Origin of the sequence: Candidatus Methylopumilus planktonicus (assembly GCF_000981505.1) — a bacterium.
GTDB lineage: Bacteria > Pseudomonadota > Gammaproteobacteria > Burkholderiales > Methylophilaceae > Methylopumilus > Methylopumilus planktonicus.
Map to the genome: position 1 here is coordinate 118,006 of NZ_LN827929.1, position 17,820 is coordinate 135,825.

Annotated in this window: 19 protein-coding genes and 1 pseudogene; 3 read left to right on the forward strand and 17 right to left on the reverse strand. The window is 35.7% G+C overall.

The annotated features are described in order from the left end of the window. Positions 1-5: 5 nt before the first annotated feature. From BN1208_RS00605 to BN1208_RS00665, 13 genes are read right to left on the reverse strand one after another with little or no spacing between them, the layout of a single operon-like run. On the reverse strand, positions 6-2,030 hold the full coding sequence (locus tag BN1208_RS00605) for a M3 family metallopeptidase (RefSeq protein ID WP_173424749.1): 2,025 nt from the start codon (positions 2,028-2,030) through the stop codon (positions 6-8). Between the two features lie 23 nt (positions 2,031-2,053). Then, entirely contained in the window at positions 2,054-3,784 is a 1,731-nt protein-coding gene (gene ptsP / locus BN1208_RS00610) for a phosphoenolpyruvate--protein phosphotransferase (RefSeq protein WP_046486750.1), read from the reverse strand. Between the two features lie 6 nt (positions 3,785-3,790). Continuing rightward, positions 3,791-4,060 (reverse strand): HPr family phosphocarrier protein, encoded by a 270-nt coding sequence (locus BN1208_RS00615; RefSeq protein ID WP_046486752.1) that lies wholly within the window; start codon positions 4,058-4,060, stop codon positions 3,791-3,793. Next, entirely contained in the window at positions 4,054-4,452 is a 399-nt protein-coding gene (locus BN1208_RS00620) for a PTS sugar transporter subunit IIA (RefSeq protein ID WP_046486754.1), read from the reverse strand. The genes BN1208_RS00615 and BN1208_RS00620 overlap by 7 nt, the downstream gene beginning before the upstream one ends. A gap of 8 nt (positions 4,453-4,460) precedes the next feature. Continuing rightward, positions 4,461-5,300 carry an RNase adapter RapZ gene (rapZ, locus tag BN1208_RS00625; RefSeq protein ID WP_046486755.1) on the reverse strand — a complete coding sequence of 280 codons (840 nt, stop codon included), beginning with the start codon at positions 5,298-5,300 and terminating at the stop codon, positions 4,461-4,463. Positions 5,301-5,302: 2 nt separating this feature from the next. Continuing rightward, complete coding sequence (locus BN1208_RS00630) at positions 5,303-5,884, reverse strand: phosphoenolpyruvate carboxykinase (ATP) (protein ID WP_052734591.1); 582 nt, start codon at positions 5,882-5,884, stop codon at positions 5,303-5,305. Then, on the reverse strand, positions 5,884-6,210 hold the full coding sequence (gene hpf / locus BN1208_RS00635; RefSeq protein ID WP_046486759.1) for a ribosome hibernation-promoting factor, HPF/YfiA family: 327 nt from the start codon (positions 6,208-6,210) through the stop codon (positions 5,884-5,886). Before hpf ends, BN1208_RS00630 begins: the two co-directional genes overlap by 1 nt. A gap of 21 nt (positions 6,211-6,231) precedes the next feature. After that, positions 6,232-7,641, reverse strand: a complete 1,410-nt coding sequence (gene rpoN / locus BN1208_RS00640) for an RNA polymerase factor sigma-54 (RefSeq protein ID WP_046486762.1) — start codon at positions 7,639-7,641, stop codon at positions 6,232-6,234. A 26-nt stretch (positions 7,642-7,667) separates the two neighbouring features. Continuing rightward, positions 7,668-8,390: an LPS export ABC transporter ATP-binding protein gene (gene lptB, locus BN1208_RS00645; protein ID WP_046486763.1), complete on the reverse strand. Its 723-nt coding sequence runs from the start codon at positions 8,388-8,390 to the stop codon at positions 7,668-7,670. A gap of 9 nt (positions 8,391-8,399) precedes the next feature. Then, entirely contained in the window at positions 8,400-8,954 is a 555-nt protein-coding gene (gene lptA / locus BN1208_RS00650; RefSeq protein WP_052734592.1) for a lipopolysaccharide transport periplasmic protein LptA, read from the reverse strand. Continuing rightward, on the reverse strand, positions 8,954-9,583 hold the full coding sequence (gene lptC / locus BN1208_RS00655) for an LPS export ABC transporter periplasmic protein LptC (protein ID WP_046486766.1): 630 nt from the start codon (positions 9,581-9,583) through the stop codon (positions 8,954-8,956). Before lptC ends, lptA begins: the two co-directional genes overlap by 1 nt. After that, positions 9,580-10,107, reverse strand: coding sequence for a KdsC family phosphatase (locus BN1208_RS00660; protein ID WP_046486768.1), 528 nt, complete (start codon positions 10,105-10,107; stop codon positions 9,580-9,582). The genes lptC and BN1208_RS00660 overlap by 4 nt, the downstream gene beginning before the upstream one ends. Next, on the reverse strand, positions 10,107-11,087 hold the full coding sequence (locus BN1208_RS00665; protein WP_046486771.1) for a KpsF/GutQ family sugar-phosphate isomerase: 981 nt from the start codon (positions 11,085-11,087) through the stop codon (positions 10,107-10,109). Before BN1208_RS00665 ends, BN1208_RS00660 begins: the two co-directional genes overlap by 1 nt. Before the next feature lie 90 nt (positions 11,088-11,177). On the opposite strand from BN1208_RS00665, the gene BN1208_RS00670 reads away from it, so the two are divergent. The 3 genes from BN1208_RS00670 to BN1208_RS00680 are packed head-to-tail and all read left to right on the forward strand — an operon-like array spanning position 11,178 to position 14,788. Continuing rightward, positions 11,178-13,151 carry a cation:proton antiporter gene (locus BN1208_RS00670; RefSeq protein ID WP_046486773.1) on the forward strand — a complete coding sequence of 658 codons (1,974 nt, stop codon included), beginning with the start codon at positions 11,178-11,180 and terminating at the stop codon, positions 13,149-13,151. A gap of 3 nt (positions 13,152-13,154) precedes the next feature. After that, a complete protein-coding gene (locus BN1208_RS00675; protein WP_046486775.1) occupies positions 13,155-14,168 on the forward strand; it encodes an NAD(P)/FAD-dependent oxidoreductase in 1,014 nt (337 codons plus the stop codon). A gap of 59 nt (positions 14,169-14,227) precedes the next feature. After that, complete coding sequence (locus BN1208_RS00680; protein WP_082092864.1) at positions 14,228-14,788, forward strand: SOUL family heme-binding protein; 561 nt, start codon at positions 14,228-14,230, stop codon at positions 14,786-14,788. A gap of 28 nt (positions 14,789-14,816) precedes the next feature. On the opposite strand, the pseudogene BN1208_RS00685 reads toward BN1208_RS00680, so the two are convergent. The 4 genes and pseudogenes from BN1208_RS00685 to BN1208_RS00700 all read right to left on the reverse strand — a co-directional run. After that, positions 14,817-15,002, reverse strand: a pseudogene (locus BN1208_RS00685) (cyclic pyranopterin monophosphate synthase MoaC); the annotation flags it as partial. 327 nt (positions 15,003-15,329) lie between these two features. Beyond that, positions 15,330-15,644: a hypothetical protein gene (locus tag BN1208_RS00690; protein ID WP_046486782.1), complete on the reverse strand. Its 315-nt coding sequence runs from the start codon at positions 15,642-15,644 to the stop codon at positions 15,330-15,332. Between the two features lie 124 nt (positions 15,645-15,768). Beyond that, positions 15,769-17,628, reverse strand: a complete 1,860-nt coding sequence (locus BN1208_RS07100; RefSeq protein WP_052734593.1) for an AAA family ATPase — start codon at positions 17,626-17,628, stop codon at positions 15,769-15,771. Then, positions 17,615-17,812 (reverse strand): helix-turn-helix transcriptional regulator, encoded by a 198-nt coding sequence (locus BN1208_RS00700; RefSeq protein ID WP_046489141.1) that lies wholly within the window; start codon positions 17,810-17,812, stop codon positions 17,615-17,617. The genes BN1208_RS07100 and BN1208_RS00700 overlap by 14 nt, the downstream gene beginning before the upstream one ends. Between the last annotated feature and the right edge of the window lie 8 nt (positions 17,813-17,820).

Sequence of the window (17,820 nt, forward strand, 5' to 3'; positions counted from 1 at the left end):
AACATTTAAGCCATACCGCTATGTCTCAGCAAGGCGTCAACAGTGGGCGCACGACCCCGAAATGCAACAAAAGATTCCATAGCGGATCTAGAGCCACCTTTCGATAAAACCTCTTCTTGAAATTTTTTGCCAGCATTGCTCGACAAAATACCTTCTTCTTCGAATAAACTGAAAGCATCAGAAGCTAAGACTTCAGCCCATTTATAACTGTAGTAACCTGCTGCATACCCACCAGCAAAAATATGAGAAAAGCTATTAGGAAAACGGTTCCAGGCTGGAGGTCTTACAACGGCAATTTCGTCCCGAATAGTTTCGAGTAGTTTTAAGGAGTTAATTTTATTCTGATCGTTATATTGAGTGTGCAATCTTATGTCGAATAAAGAAAACTCAATTTGTCTTAAAGTTTGCATGCCTGACTGGAAGTTTTTAGCTTCAATCATTTTTTTAAACAAAGCTTCAGGTAGGGGGCTCTTGTTGTCCACATGCTCAGTCATATGTTTTACTACATCCCATTCCCAGCAAAAGTTTTCCATAAATTGACTGGGCAATTCAACAGCATCCCATTCAACACCCTTAATTCCTGAAATACTGTATTCATCTACTTTAGTCAGCATGTGATGAAGCCCATGACCGAATTCATGGAACAGAGTAATGACATCATCATGGGAAAATAAAGCTGGTTTATTTTCAGAAGGGGATGAAAAATTACATGTCAGAAAGGCTACTGGATGTGATGATTCGAAAGAGTTTTTATATCGAGATATAGCTTCATCCATCCATGCCCCACCTCGTTTATGATTTCGTGCATATAAATCAAAATAAAATTGACCAACTAACTCATCACCATCATTTTTTATGGAATAAAAACTTACATCTTTATGCCAAGTAGGAGCATCTGTTTTAATAATTTTTAATTTAAAGATAGTTTCAACTACTTTAAATAAACCCTTCAGAACGCGATGTTCAGGAAAGTATTGTTTTACTTCATTTTCCGAAAAACTATATTTGGCTTGTCGAAGTTTTTCAGAAACATAAGCGATATCCCAGGCTTCTAATTTTTCTATACCTAACGTTTTAGAAAAAGCACTAAGCTCTTCCATATCTTTCAAGGCAAAAGGCTTTGCTTTGTTCGCTAAATCCATAAGAAAACTTACAACTTCTTCATTTGATTTCGCCATTTTAGTAACAAGAGACATTTCAGTAAAATGATTGAAGCCAAGTAATTTTGCTGATTCATAACGTAGAGCGAGTATTTCATCTATAAGTTTTGTATTGTCAAACTTAGGGGATGAAAGCTCAGATGCGCGGGTAGCATAACCCCGGTAGAGTTTTTCTCGTAAATTTCTATCCTCAGCATATTGCATCACTGGCAGGTAGGATGGAAAGTGTAGGGTGAATTTGTAACCTTCTTTTTTATCTTCAATAGCTTCACTCTGAGCTTTTTTAATATTTTCTTCAGGAATGCCCTGAAGATCATGAGCGTCACCCACAAAAATAGAAAATTCATTGGTAGCATCTAAGATGTTTTCCTCGAACTGCGTTGAAAGTTTTGCAAGTTTTTCTTGAATAACCTTAAATCGTGCTTTTTCTAATTCATTAAGTTCTGCACCGCCTAATTTAAATTCACGAAGAACATTATCAATAATGCGCTTTTGTGATGGCGTAAGTGATTCGAATATTTCGCCATCTTTAAGAGACTGGTATTTTTTATAAAGCGCCTCGTCTTGAGAAAGGTTTGTATAAAACTCAGTCAGCTTTATCAGATTATCGTTATAGGCTTTTCTTAAATCATCAGAATTGACGACTGCATTAAGATGCTCAATTTGTCCCCATGCTCTTGAAATTTTTTCACTAACCATTTCAATAGGTTCTACAAAATTTTCCCATGAAATAGAGCCGCCCATCACCTTAAGAGAGTGAATCAAACTATTCGCTTCTTTGAGAATGCTCTCAATAGCTGGCGAAATATGGCTAGGTTTAATTTGATCGAAAAGGGGAAGGCTATCGCGGAATAATATAGGGTTAGTCATCATTATTAAAAATTAGTTATCTATTAAGATTGATTAATCTTCTTTAGTAAAGTTTCAATTTTATCGACTTCGCTTAACTTAAGTAACCTAAGAACAGAAGTTTTCATGTTTTTGATCGAGCTATTTAAAACTTGTTGTTTTACACTGAGAATATGTGAAGGGTGCATTGAGAGTTGTTCAACACCCATACCGATCAATAGTTTGGTAAGTTTAGGTTCACCAGCCATTTCACCGCAAATAGCGATAGATTTTTTATATTTATGAGCGGACTTTATTGTAAGAGCAATCAATTTTAGAACAGCAGGATGAAGAGGGTTGTAAAGATGTGACACTGCTTCATCGGTGCGGTCAATCGCAAGCGCATATTGAATTAAATCATTTGTACCGATAGATAAAAAATCGAGTTCTTGAGCAAAAATATCTGCACTGATTGCTGCAGCTGGTATTTCAATCATACCTCCAATAAGAATCTTTTCATTAAACCTTACTTTATCTTTTCTTAAGCTTGCTTTCGCCCTTTCTAGAAGAAGTTTGGTTTGCCGAAGCTCACTGATACTGCTTAGCATAGGAAAAAGAATTTTAATATTTCCAAATTGAGAAGCCCTTAAAATGGCACGAAGTTGCGTTATAAAGATTTTGGGTTCGGACAAGCACAATCGAATCGCTCTTAATCCTAACGCTGGATTCGGGCTTATTTTTTTGTTAACTAGTGCTGTTTGTTTATCAGCACCTGAATCTAAAGTACGAATAGTGACAGGCCTTTTACCCATCGCTTCAGCTACTCTCTTATAGGCTTGAAATTGCTCTTCCTCATCTGGCATATCATGTCTATTCATAAATAAGAACTCTGTTCTAAATAGACCCACTCCGGCAGCACCTGAGGCATTTACAGAGAGAATGTCATTCGGAACTTCAATATTTGCTAAGAGGTTAATTAACGCCCCATCTTTAGTGATTGATTTTTTTGTCTTAATACGCTGAAGCTTTTCTTGTTCCTCACCCCAAGAATCTTGGAGTGTTTTATAGTAGTTTTGAATTTCTTGAGTTGGATTAACAATCACAACACCTTGAGCGCCATCAACAATAATTAAATCGTTGTCACGTATTAAAGTTCTAGCATTCTGCAATGCCACAATTGAGGGTATATTTAAACTTCTTGATAAAATTGCAGTATGGGAAGTTATACCACCACCCTCTGTGATAAAGGCTGCGTATTTGTGATTCTTAAAGTGCAGCGCATCCGCTGGCGAAATGTCATGAGCGACTAAAATTGTTAATTTTTCTTTATTTTTTACAGCAGCTTGATTCGAATGGCCTAAAAGTATTTTAATAACTCTTTCAACAACCTGAATAACATCTTGTCTTCTTTCCCTTAAATATAGATCTTCGATTTGATCAAATTGATTTACTACGCTATCCATTTGCTTTTTGATCGCCCATTCTGCATTGCATTTTTCATTCTCAATAATAGTTTTTGGCAATGAAGACAATGACTTATCTTTTAATATCATTAAGTGTGTATCAATAAATGCACTTAACTCTCCTGGCGAATCAGAGGGTAGTTGAGATTTAATTTTATTGAGATCAATTTTGACGGCAGTAATAGCATCCTCAAATCTTTTGATTTCGTGAGGAATATTTTTTATCTCAATATCATATTGAACAACTTCAAGAAGAGCATTGGAAATCAAATGTGCTTTACCTATAGCGATTCCATTTGAAACACCAGTACCGTGAATGCTAAATGGAGTCATCTTGCTTTATTCTCCCTCACCGAAAAAATCATTGATAAGAGTAACGATAGAATTCAAAGCTTCTTTTTCATCAGGACCTTCTGTCGTAATTATGACATTTGAACCTTGGCTAGCCGCAAGCATCATTACCCCCATAATACTTTTTGCGTTTACTTTTTTATCATTTTTTTCAATCCATATATCTGAGTCAAATTGATTGGCTATCTGCGTAAGTTTTGCAGAGGCTCTTGCATGCAAACCTAGCTTATTAATGATTTTAATAGAAAGTGTTAGCAAGATTGATTGGATTGAATATGAATGATGCCATCTTGAGCGCCTTGGATTGCCTTGGCAATGAGAGCATCGAAAGACTCATGGCGATAACTAATGCTGCGGATAAGCATAGATAAATTTACACCCGCAATTGCACTCACTCTTCCTGGCTTAATTATTTTAGTAATAATGTTACAAGGTGTTGCTCCAAATATATCTGTCAAGATTAAAACGCCATCACCTTGATCTAAGAGATTAATTCTTTCCGATATTTGCTTAAACATATTTTCATGTTCACAATCATTTTCGATTGAGAGAAATTCTAGAAATAATGGCTGATCCCCAAGAACATGTGTTGCGCATTCAATAAGAGATTTTCCGAGTTCGCCGTGCGTGATAAGAAGAATACCAATCATAAGTTCTTTTAATGGTTAATATCTCTGTGACGAATAGTCACTTGAGATTTTGGGTTAGAAAAGTTAGTAAATAATTTATTCGCAATATAAACGGAGCGATGTTTGCCACCAGTACATCCAATAGCTATATTTAGAGAATGTCTTTGTTCTATTTTGAAAGCACTTAGCCATTCCTTTACAAAGTGATTAATATCTTGAAACATCTTATCAACCTCTTTGAAGTTTTCAAAAAAATCTATAACAGGCTTGTCTATCCCGGTTAAATTTTTTAGATTTGATTCGTAGTGTGGATTAGGAAGGCAGCGCACATCAAAGATAAAATCTGCATCAAGTGGGATGCCAAACTTATATCCGAATGAACTAAGTTGTAAGGCCAGACGATCTTCTTTTAGCTGAATTAATTCACTCAATGCTGTCTTCAATACATTGACAGACATATTGCTAGTATCAATTTTGTAACCAATTTCAGCTAAAGGTGCGAGCATGGAACGCTCTTTTTCTATAGCTTCATCAAGGGATAGCTTTTCATTTGCTAATGGATGTCTCCGCCTAGTTTCGCCAAATCGTCTAACTATAGATTCTGTAGAGGATTCTAAATAAATAAGCTTCGTTTTGATAGATAAAGACTCGATTTCTTTAATAACATGAGGTAATTTTTCAATATCTATACTCCTAATATCAACACTTATAGCAACCTTATCTTGATGTTCATGATTAAGATGTTGAGAAATGCTAGATAAAAGCGTGACTGGTAAATTATCAATACAGTAAAAATTATTGTCTTCTAGAGCATTTAGGGCAATGCTTTTACCCGAGCCTGACAATCCTGAAATAATAATGACTTCCATAATTAATGATCTAAACTTAATTGAAGATTAAGCTTCTGTGAAAGATTCTTTGTTGCATTAGATCCCCTATTAAGTAATATGTAGTTTTTAACTACAGTTTCAATTAAAAGGCTTACATGTCTTGTTTTATCTATAGGGAGCTCTATTTTAGGAACAGTAATATCAAAAAGCTTAAAAGAACCTATATCCATATCTAGTCTCGGGTAGAGTATTTTTTTTTGGAATGATTTCAATTCAACCACTAAAAAAAGCTTTTCTTTTTTGATTATGCTTTTATCACCGAATAATTTTTTAATATCAAGTATGCCTAAGCTACGAACCCCCATTACATTGGCAAGGAGTGATGGCGCTTGGCCTATGAGTGTATTTTCATCTTGTTTGAAAAATTCTACACTATCGTCAGCAATAAGCTTATTGCCTCTGTAAATTAAATCAAGTGCAACCTCACTTTTACCAATACCTGATTTGCCAACGATTAATATACCTTTACCTTTAATTACAACAAAAACACCATGTGCATGTTTTGTAGCTTGAGGGACTTTAGATTTTAATGGGTTTAAATTAAAAATTTTTGATAAATACATTATTCTATCGACTGGTGTTTTAAGCCGCCTTCAACTCGGTGGTGATCCTTATGTAATTCTTTATATTTAATGACTTGGCGATCTAATTTACTCGATAGTAAATCAATGGCGGTGTACATACTTTCACCTCTGCATTCAGCATGAATATCGCTCTTTGGAAGATGAATAGTAGCCTCTACAATGTGTTCTAGTTTAATTACTGTGAGTGTGACCTTTGCATCAATTACATGATCAAAATGGTGGAAAATTTTAGCTAATTTAGTTTGAATATATTCCTTTAATGACGGAGTGATTTCTAAATGATGGCCAGTTAAATGAATATTCATATTATTTCCTTAAGGTTAGAGTTATAAAATTTTTCTAAGGTTGGTTGGAGCAATATTTAGTATTTCTCTATATTTCGCCACAGTTCTTCGTGCAATATTAATATCCTGATTCTTTAATAATAAAACAATCTCGCTATCTGAAAGTGGTTTTTTTGGATCTTCTTGTTTAATAACTTCTTTAATTTTAGCCCTAATTGCAGTAGATGCAAGTTCATTACCTGAGCTATTGTCAATTGAACTTCCAAAGAAAAATTTGAGCTCATAAATGCCCCGAGGCGTATTAATATATTTGTTTGATGTAACTCTAGAGATGGTGGATTCATGAAGACCAACTTCTTCAGCAATCTCTCTTAAAATAAGAGGCTTCATCATAGATTCACCATAATCTAAAAAATCTTTTTGATGTTTCATGATGGCTTCTGAAACTTTAAGAATTGTGACAAACCGCTGTTGTATGTTTTTCACAATCCATTTTGCTTCTTGTATTTGACTAGATAAATGATGAGCTGAGTCAGCTTGCGAATTTTTGATTAGGTCTCGATAAATATGATTTAAGCGAAGCTTTGGAATTGCTTGTTCGTTTAATGAAACTTGCCAATTAGCCTTTACTTTTTTTACATTAACTTCATGTTGAACGAAGTGATGACTTTCAATGGTGGAAAATATATTTCCAGGTTTTGGGTTAAGACTTTTAATTACCTTCTGAATTTCTCTTAGCACTTCATCTTCACAGCCTAATATTTTTTTAAGCTTAACAAAGTCACGAGAGGCCAGAAGGTTTAGATGAGATTTAATAACTTTAATGGAAAGTATGTGAATCGGACTTTCTTCCTTACTTTCAAGTTGAAGCGTCAAGCATTCAATAAGATCTCTTGCGCCAATTCCAGGTGGCGCTTGTTTTTGAAGTAATTTTAGTAAGGATTCTATTTCTTCAATACTTACTTCATACTCCTTTGGAATACTTGATAAGAAGTAATCTAGAGGCTCTTCCAAATAGCCATCTTCATTGATTGAATCTATTAGAAGAGAAATAATTGCTTGATCCTTCTCGCCAATTGGAATTAAATGAAAAATATCTTCAAGGTATTGTTTTAGGGTTTGTGCCGCAGACTCTCGATACTCATTTGAATCGATATAATTATTATCTTTTGCGTATTCTTCATCCCAATTAATTTCGTGTTCATAAATAGGATCTTGGATTTCTTGATCGTTTAAAATTTCAAATGAAGTTTCTTCCTGAGGAGTTATCGCAATATCTTTACCGTCTTCCTCATCTTCCTCTAGCATTTCAATTAAAGGGTTCTGTTGAATGAGAATTTCAAGTTCTTGATTAAGCTCCACAGATGACATCTGGAGAAGCTTAATAGACTGTTGAAGTTGAGGAGTAAGCGATAAGTGTTGAGACGCTTTAAATTGAAGATTTTGTTTCATCGCTTAAATAGCGCTAATCTAAATAGTTATAGATAAAAATCCTTACCTAAATAAACATCTTTAACATTTTGATCGTTAGCAAGAGTTTTAGGTAGTCCAGATGCAAGAATTTTCCCTTGATTTACAATATACGCGCGATCACAAATACCTAAAGTTTCACGAACATTATGATCTGTAATGAGAATGCCAATTTTTTGTTCGGCGAGATATTTAATGATTTTTTGAATATCAATGACCGCAATTGGATCAATACCTGCAAAAGGTTCATCTAATAGAATAAATGCGGGATCAGAGGCAAGGCATCTAGCGATTTCAACACGACGTCTTTCGCCCCCGGAAAGGCTGATTGCAGGATTGTTTCTAATATGACTAATACCTAATTCCTGAAGAAGCCCTTCAAGTCTTGCATTCATTTTTTCGCGAGTTAAGTCTTGCAATTCTAAAATAGCTAAAATATTTTCAGCCACCGTCATTTTTCTAAAGATCGAAGGTTCTTGAGGAAGGTAAGAGAGACCTAATTTTGCACGACTATGAATAGGCATTTTTGATATATTTGCACCATCGAGTGAGATACGTCCTCGATCGCTTGGAATAAGCCCTACGATCATATAAAAACTTGTTGTTTTACCAGCACCATTGGGCCCCAGCAATCCTACGATTTCCCCACTCTTGATAGTTAAAGATACATCTTGAACGACAGTTCTTTTTTTAAAAGTTTTTTTAAGATTTTCAATGACTAATTCACTCATAGCGACTTGTTATTCCTGTGGTTTTTTCTTGGGCTGAATAATTGCACGCGTTCTGCCACCCGGTACAGTCTCACCTGCTTTATTTTTAGTGTTACCTGACATTGCTTTTGCAAATTCAGCATTTGCGTCGTACATGATGTAATCGCCCTGAACAATATCCCCGCCTTTTTTTACCCACGCTTTACTATATAAATGAACTTTATCCATACGACCATCATATTCAATTCTCTGAGCGCTGCCCTCAATATATTCATTTTTACCTTCTTGTTTTTGTTTGAAGGTTGTGGGATTACCAACACTTGTACTATGTTGAAAGCCTTGATTGTCTTCTCGGATGGTAAGTTCATCGGCTTTAATAAGCAGTGTGCCTTGTGTCAAAATGACATTACCAGAATAAATACTTTTATTCTTTGAGTCATCAGATGTCATTGTGTCAGATTCAAGCTCGATAGGCTTATCTCGGTCTGCCTTTTCTGCAAAGACGTAAGATGAACTGATGCTAAAAATGCATAAGTAAGCAAAGAGAATTTTCAGTGACGATATTTTAAAAAAAGATAAGCGCATTATTTCTTTAGATTTTTATTTTGAGTAATAGGTTGCACGTTTAAATTATTTTTTTTAACAGGCTTTTCATAATGCACACGAACTCTCGCTAATAACGTCATTATTCCATTCTTTTTGTCATAATTCATGCCAATTGCATTAACGACTGTTTTGGGGTCTTGAGTGATGCGAACAGGCCTTTTTGTAAATGCTTGGTCTTTGTTTGGCAATATAGTCAATTGATCTGTAAAAAGCTCCATTTTTGGCTTTGTTTCAGTTTCGAGGCGAGCCACTTTTACATTGTCAATTATTTGCACTTCTTCGCCGTCGGTCGAAACAAAACCAATGCCACCTTCAATTTTTGAGCTAGGCACATTATTTTTATATCTAATAAAAAGAGGTTTTTTAAGTCGCGTCGTGTCATCTTGCGGGTAATGGGTCATTTCATTTGCAGATAAAATGAAATGAATAGACCCATTTGATTCAGTTTGCGTTGTTTTGAAATTTGTTAAAAAATAATCGGGGCTGTTGCTTAGTTTATTTCCTCTTTTTTCACTTTCATTTTCAACAGAAACTTGAACCCAGTAAGAAATAAAAGCTAAGATTGCAGCAAAAAAAATAGGAAATAAAACAGAGAAACGATTGATCATTTAAAGTAAGGTGCAACGATTTCATCATAAGTGCCTTGAGCCTTCATAATAAAATCACAGGCCTCTCGAACGGCACCATAGCCGGCAATCTTTTCTGTCACAAAATGCGCAATTTTTTTTACTTCATCGTGGCCTGCAGGCACAGAAATAGCGAGACCCGATTGCAACATAGGAGGCAAATCTACAATGTCATCTCCCATAAATGCACATTCTTCAGACCTGAATCCTGTTTTCTTAATGAGATCAGCAAACGCTTCTTTTTTGTCTGAAATGCCTTGGTAAAAGTAATCTACCTCTAAATTTTCAGCGCGAATAAGAACACTATTTGAATTGCGGCCGGTAATAATTGCAAGTTTAACCCCGCTTTTTTTAAGTAATCGCATACCTAAACCATCTTGTGTATTAAACATTTTATACTCTTGACCATCATCCCCAATGAATAGCGAACCATCTGTCATTACACCATCAACATCAAAAATCATAAGCTTGATTTTTTGTGCACGTTCTTTAAGGGTTGAATCCATCAAATAACTTTCGCTTTAAAGAGATCATGCATATTAAAAGCACCTACTAATTTATTCTCTCTATTAACCACAAGAATGCCATTAATTTTATTGAAATCCATTAAGTTGATTGCATCAATAATGATTTGATCATCAAATATTGTCTTAGGATTTTTGTTCATAATTTCTCTAATGGACTGTTTTTCGTAATCTATTTTTTTAGAAAGCTGTCTTCTTAAATCGCCATCAGTAAATATGCCAATAGGCTCGGAATGAGGATTAACTATTGCTGTAAAGCCTAAGCCCTTAAGAGATATCTCAAGCACTGCATCAGAAAGTAATGCATCTTCTTTGATGGAAGGCACTTTATCAAGGTCTCTCATAATGTCTCGCACCCGCACAACTTGTCTTTTGCCCAAACTGCCGCCTGGATGCGATCGAGCAAAATCTTCAGCGGTAAATGCTCTTTGATCAAGAACACAAATGGCTAATGCATCTCCTAAAGCAAGAGATGCTGTTGAGCTAGCGGTAGGGGAAAGCCCTAAAGGGCAGGCCTCTTGAGATACATGAGCGCTTAAATGAATTTTGGATTCCCTTGCAAGCTCAGAATCACTATTGCCTGTAATTGAAATAATTTTTGCGCCGATTCTTTTTATGACTGGTAGGATAGATAAAAGCTCATCGCTCTTACCAGAATTTGATAGAAAAATGACTACATCATTAGATGTAATCATGCCTAAATCGCCATGACTTGCCTCTGCAGGGTGCATAAAGAAGCTTGGGGTGCCAGTGCTTGCGAAAGTAGAGGCTAATTTTCTTCCGATATGCCCCGATTTGCCCATCCCACTTACCACAACTCTGCCATCACAATGTAAAATGAGTTGAACAGCGTTGACGAAATGATCATCAAGCCTATTCGCTAAAGATAAGATTTCTTGTGCTTCAATTTCAAGGACTTGGCGAGCGCGTTCAAGAGTATTTTTTGATGATGTCTTAGTCATAATGACATTGTAGAGGGTAATGGATACTCGTGTAAAAGGGTTTATAAATGCTTTAAGCCTAAAAATTATTGATTAATCTTGGATAAATGAATGTTTGACTCCCTACCCTTAGTTCTTATTTTGTTAGTAAGCTCAGTTCTATTAGTTGGGCTATTCCGATACTTGAAATTGCCCGCAATGATTGCCTATTTTGTCGTAGGTATAATTTTAGGACCTCATTTGATTGGGGTGCTTCCTGATTCAGAGTCGAGTCGGCATTTTGCTGAATTCGGTATTGTATTTCTAATGTTCAGTATTGGACTTGAGTTTAGCCTGCCTAAACTTTATTCGATGAGAAACATCCTTTTTGGTTTAGGTGGTGCACAGGTACTTATTACTTTATTTGCTTCAATTAGTCTTGCGTGGTGGTTTGGACTTCATTTAACTTCAGCTTTTGTCATTGGCAGCGCATTTACTATGTCATCAACAGCTATAGTTTCTAAGATTCTAATGGAGCGTGTTGATTTAAATTCAAGACATGGCCGATTAGCCATTGGTATTCTGCTCTTTCAAGATATAGCCGTTATACCCATTTTAATATTGATTCCAGCACTTGGCGCGTCATCAAGCGATATTGGCGGTATATTTTTGATGTCACTTTTAAAGGCTATTTTTTTATTTTCTATCCTTTTTAAATTTGGTAGGCCTTTAATGAATTCTTGGTTTGCTGTTGTAGCGAACCAAAGGTCGCGTGAATTATTCATCATGAATGTGTTGATGATCACACTTCTATTTTCTTTCGCCACAAAAATGGCTGGATTGTCTTATGGTATTGGAGCATTTTTAGCCGGCATGCTCATTTCTGAAACCCGCTATCGCTATCAGGTTGAATCAGATATTGCGGCTTTTAGAGATATTTTATTAGGCCTTTTCTTTATTAGTATCGGGATGTTACTTAACCTTCACCAAATAGCTTCGAATATTGGCTATGTGATTTTAATTACCTTAGGCTTTATTTTATTTAAAGCTGTTGTGATTACGTTTCTTACACGATTATTTAATTATGAGATCGGGGTGGGTATTAGAACAGGCCTTATTTTGGCACAAGCAGGGGAGTTTAGTTTTGTGATTTTAGCCCTTGCTAGAGAAGAGCATGTTATAGGAGCTCACGCATTTCAAATTATTTTGGCTGCATCATTATTTTCAATGATATTGGCCCCTTTTATTATCAAGTATAACGGCCGTATAGCGCGTTATTTATCAAAAAGTTATAACCGTAACAGTGACGATACAGTCCAAGCAATTCAATCTATAGGACGCACCTTGAAAGAGCATGTAATTTTATGTGGCTATGGAAGAAGCGGACAATATTTAGGGCGTTTTCTAAAAGAAGAAAATATTCCTTTTATTGCCATTGATATAGATTCAAGCCGGGTAAATGATGCCGCTTCAGGAGGCGAGCACGTTATGTATGGTGACGCAAGTCGAAGAGTCGTTTTAGAGGCTGCTGGGATTAAAACAGCAAAAGCGCTTGTTATTACTTACGCAGATTTTCGAGGGGCTATGAAAGTACTTCATATAACTCAAGAAGCTTACAAGAATATACCCGTCATTGTTAGAACGCGAGACGATATCCATATGGATGAAATTAGAAATGCAGGAGCCAGTGAAGTTGTCCCAGAAATTTTAGAGGGTAGTTTAATGCTGGCCTCCCATGCGTTAGTTGTTTTAGGTGTTCCTTTAAATCGAGTCGTAAAGCGTATCCGGTCTTTTAGAGAAGAGCGTTACAAAATGTTTAGAGGTTATTTTGCCGGTATCTCAGATGCAGAAGCTGAAGTAACAGAGCCACAACTGAGACTTCATGCGATTGAAATTACAAAGGAATCTCATATTCATTCATGGAAACTTAATCAAATTCCATTTGCCACGCTTAATGTAGAGCTTAAGTACTTGAGACGTCCTAATATGTTAGAAGATATAGAGCCGAGAGATGACATTGTTCTATCTTCAGGGGATGTTCTTGTTGTGCTAGGTGTTGCAAATAAACTTAACGCTTTAGAGAAATACGTACTGACTGGCAAATAAAGTATGACAAAAAAAGTTGCTGTCATTGGCGGCGGTATCGTGGGATGTATAACTTCATTTTTTCTCATTGAAAAAGGATATGAAGTCACTTTAGTTGATCAGAATTCTATAGGTCAGGAGGCTTCGTGGGCTGGGGCTGGAATTCTCTCACCTTTATTGCCTTGGAATTACGAAGATAGCGTGAATGATCTTTGTTTTGGAAGTGCTGATTTTTATCATCAACTTTCTGAAATTCTAAAAAAAGATACAGGCATTGACCCTGAATGGATTGAGTCAGGAATGTTGATACATGATGAGCATGATAAAAATCTCGCGATGAATTGGTGTCACACAAATTCTATTGAAATTAAACAAATTCAAATAGAAAAAACATCATGCTTGCTTTTGCCGCATGTTGCCCAAATTAGAAATCCTCGCTTATTAAAAGCCTTAAAAATATACTTAATTAAAAATAATGTCGTCATAATGGAGAATCAAAAAGTTAGCCCCATTTCTGATTCAAATAACTTTGTTCACCATCTTCAAATAGAAAATAGCATCAATTTGGAAGCGGATTATTATGTTGTAGCCTCAGGGGCATGGAGCTCGAATGTTTTAAATGAAATTGAGATGCCAAAAATTAGACCTATTAGAGGGCAGCTTATTCAATATCCTGCCATTAAAGAAAAGTTGCCATACATTCTTTATAAGGATGATTTTTATTTGGTGCAAAGGCAAGATGGTGTTGTACTTGCAGGGAGCACGAAAGAAGACGTTGGTTTTGATAAGGGCATTACAGAAGAGGCTAGAAATTCTCTCCAACAGAAAGCGGAATCTTTACTGCCTATTTTAAAAAATTACAAAATTGAAAATCAATGGAGTGGTCTGAGGCCAGGCTCGGATGGCAATGTGCCTATGATAGAAAAGCATCATAAATACAATAATGTGTACTTAAATGTAGGCCACTATCGATATGGATTGACGATGGCTCCAAAAGCAGCAAGAATAATTAGTGATTTAATAACTTTAAATGGATAAGCATAATGCGGTTAAATATTTTTACATTTTTACTTTTATTAATCACAAGCTTTAATACTATGGCGATTGAAGAACCAGAATATATCAGCATTGAAAAAAAAGATGCATTTGAGGTTAGAGAGTACCAGCCTAAATTAATTGCTCAAGTTCTAGTTACAGGGACATTCGATACAGCATCAAGCAAAGGATTTCGTTTGCTTGCTGATTTTATTTTTGGAAATAATAAAACAAATGAAGGATCAAAAAAAATTGATATGACAGCCCCGGTAATTACTCGGGATGCTTCCGAGAAGATAGAAATGACAGCGCCAGTTATTTCTGAAGAAACTGAGAGAGGTTGGTATGTTAGTTTTAATATGCCAAAGCAATTTACAAAAGAGACTCTTCCTATCCCAAATAATCCAGAAGTTAAAATTGCTGAAGTACCCGCAGAAAAATTTGCAGTTATTACATTCTCTGGTTTGGTGCGAGAAAAAAAATATGCGGAGATGTTAAGTTTGCTTAATGAAGAAATGAAAAAAAGAAACTTAGAGCCAAAGGGCCCTGCAATACTAGCTCGCTATAACCCACCTTGGACCCTGCCATTTCTTAGAAGAAATGAATTAATGTTTAGATTTTAAAAATAATCACTTCTTTGGAGCAAAACTTCTATTTCTTCATTTGAACCGCTTTCTTAGGTTTAACTTTAACCTCTCGCTTATAAAGACCAGAACGTCCCCCAGACTTTTCCACTAAGTGGATATTTGAAATAGCCATCGTACGGTCTACTGCTTTCACCATGTCATAAATGGTGAGGAGGGCGATACTGACTGCAGAAAGGGCTTCCATGGAAAGCTAGTCATATCAAAGAATTCAGCTTGTTCTGTCTTTTTCCTGTGTGATTAAATTGATGCCCAAGCTGAAGGACCAAAAGGACCATAGAAGGACAAGACTTAGATTACCACAAAGCGGCTTTCTGATGGGTGCTAGAACCTGAAGACCCCACCCATGGGGTACCCCAACCCATTTTTAAATGAGCCTCTCCGCCAACACACTTACTCTGGGATCTTCTTAAATGACTACCTTCAATTTAGAAAACACCCGCCATGCAAAAATAAAAAGGTAAATCAAAAAAATATTTATAAAATTTCTAAGGTTTTGGTTAGTAAACTTTAGCTATACTTAAGATCTTACCTCTACATCTATTCCGTCTCCTTTTAGAGCTTTGACCGCGGGGTAAACGTAGTATCCAAAATCGTATGCTAATTTCTCTGGCAGCCCTTTAAGAAAACTTGGTATCTCGTGTGATATACAAGGGGAATTGAAAGAATATGGATCCCCCATGCCTCTTTTGTAATCTTTTATTTTCTCCACAGAATCAATTCCGATTTCCCACCAATCCCTTAAATTTTCTAATTTATAAATACCATTAAATAATGGGTGTTTTTCTCTTTCTTTTAAGCCATCTTTAAATGCTTGCTCACACAAGTTCTTCATACAAATCTCCTTTTAAATATTTATTTAGTGTCAACAATATCAACCCCTATAGGGTTGATTGATATTATTGAGTGTGACCGTAGTCACAAAACTCACGATTTGCCTGTTTTTGACTTTCTTGATATTAGCTAGTCCATAAATAATCCTTCCCATCTTCTGATCCTGTATGAATAAATCCATTAGAAATCAAAGATTGCAAAGCTGTTCTAGCCTGGTTTCTTCGTTTACTTTGTTCTGTCGTGGTAAAAGCTTTAGATATCTCTTCCACTGCATCTTCTACTTCAATCATTTTTGTATCTGGCATTTGGAAACATTTACCAGAGATAGGGGATAAGATTAATAAAAGCTCAACCTTTGAATGCGCAATCTTTTGATTCTTACCAGTTGGTTTAGGCTTGCTGAATAAAACCTTTTCACCAGGCGTAACTACGCAAGATGTAATAGGAGATTGATCTTCATCCTGACCTAAGGTGATTTCTTTAAGTGAATACTTGTATGTCTGACCGTCTGCCGAGTCCTTACTCTTTTCTATACGCCATTCTTTTTGGGTATAACTTTCACTAGAAACCTCAATGGACGTATCTAAGGCAGCTCGGATACTACTAGACCCTCTTAAGCCACGATTAACATCCTTGCCACTATGGTGGACAATTAAGGTTAAGGAGTTTGTTTCTCGCTGAATAAATTTGAGATGATTTAAAACTTGGCTAATCTCTTTGACTGAGTTTTCATCAACACCCGGACTAGCTTGATTTAAAGTGTCTATAACTATTAAGCCGTTAACAAAGTTAGCTTCTTGAAGACTTGCAACTAAGTCACTTACATCAGCAAAGTTAAATAAGTTAATGTCGTCACGAATTAGAAAAAATCTTTTTGGGCGAATTTTATTTTGTAATACCCAAGCATTTACTCGCTTGATAAAACCTTGTAGCCCCTCGAGCACAATATATATAACTGGGACACACTTTATTTTTAAACCAAACCACTCAGTTTTACATGCAATTGACAATGAAAGATCTAAAGCGAGGAATGACTTACTTGAACCTGATGGACCATAGATACATGCTAGACCTTGTGCAGGAAGAACGTCTTTTACAAGCCAATCAATCTTAGGTAGTTTTTGAATGTCTGATACAGATAATAACTGGTATCTTTTTTCTTCTTTTATTTGGGGCGATTCAGATTGATGTTTATTTAAAATACTATTAATAGTTCTTTCAACTTCATCATCAGGCATCGGCGGGATATTTGATTGATTCCAAGCTATGCACATTTCTCTTGCTTCAGTGGGATTGAATTTATTGTGAAGTAAATGCCCTAGGAACTTTGTTAGCGCATCATTTCTACCAAGACCTTTTGATCCACCTTGTGTTATTCCACCTTTTAACAAATCTTTAAAGCTAACATTACCTAATTGATTTCTTTGATCACTGTGAAGCTGATTTTTTTTATCAAACTCTAGAATTTCATCAACTATAATTGGTTGACCGTTAATGACTTCTTTTCGAGCAAACTGTTGACGATCAGGTGGGCAAGACCAATCCAAGAATAATCTGCTCTTATCTTTAACAGCTGTATCAACCTGACCTAATAGAAATAGATTTTTCTTTATGAAGCCATTAAACAAGCTTTGATATTCATCAGGGTTAACATCCCTGTCGGTATTGATAATGACTCTATATTTATTTTGTCCATTTTCAGGATTGTGTGAATATGTCGTAGTGATTAATGCTTCATAAGGTGAAAGACTCTCAACTAATTGATCAAATGTTAATGTTGTGTGGTCAAGATCGTATTTTACACAGTGCATTGTTATGACATTAATATCTTTTCTTTCGTAGGGCTCTCTGAGTTGATAAAATCCTGTTGATGTTGCTCGAGTTTTTTCGCTTACAATTTGAAGGTTACTATTAGCAAACTGAGACCAGTTGATATTAATTGGGGTACCTTTAGTACCTAAACCTTTATATTTAGTGAGGTACATTAGTATTTCCTATCTTTAATGAGATCCAATGATTGATTTCATTATTTGCCCAGCCAACTGACTTTGCTGTAAGTTTAACTTGCTTGGGGAAGTCGCCACTAGACATAAGCTTGTAAATCGTTGAGGGTTTAAGTCCAACAATAGAACAAACTTCTTTAAGCTTTAAAATTCTTAGATCTTCCATATAAATCT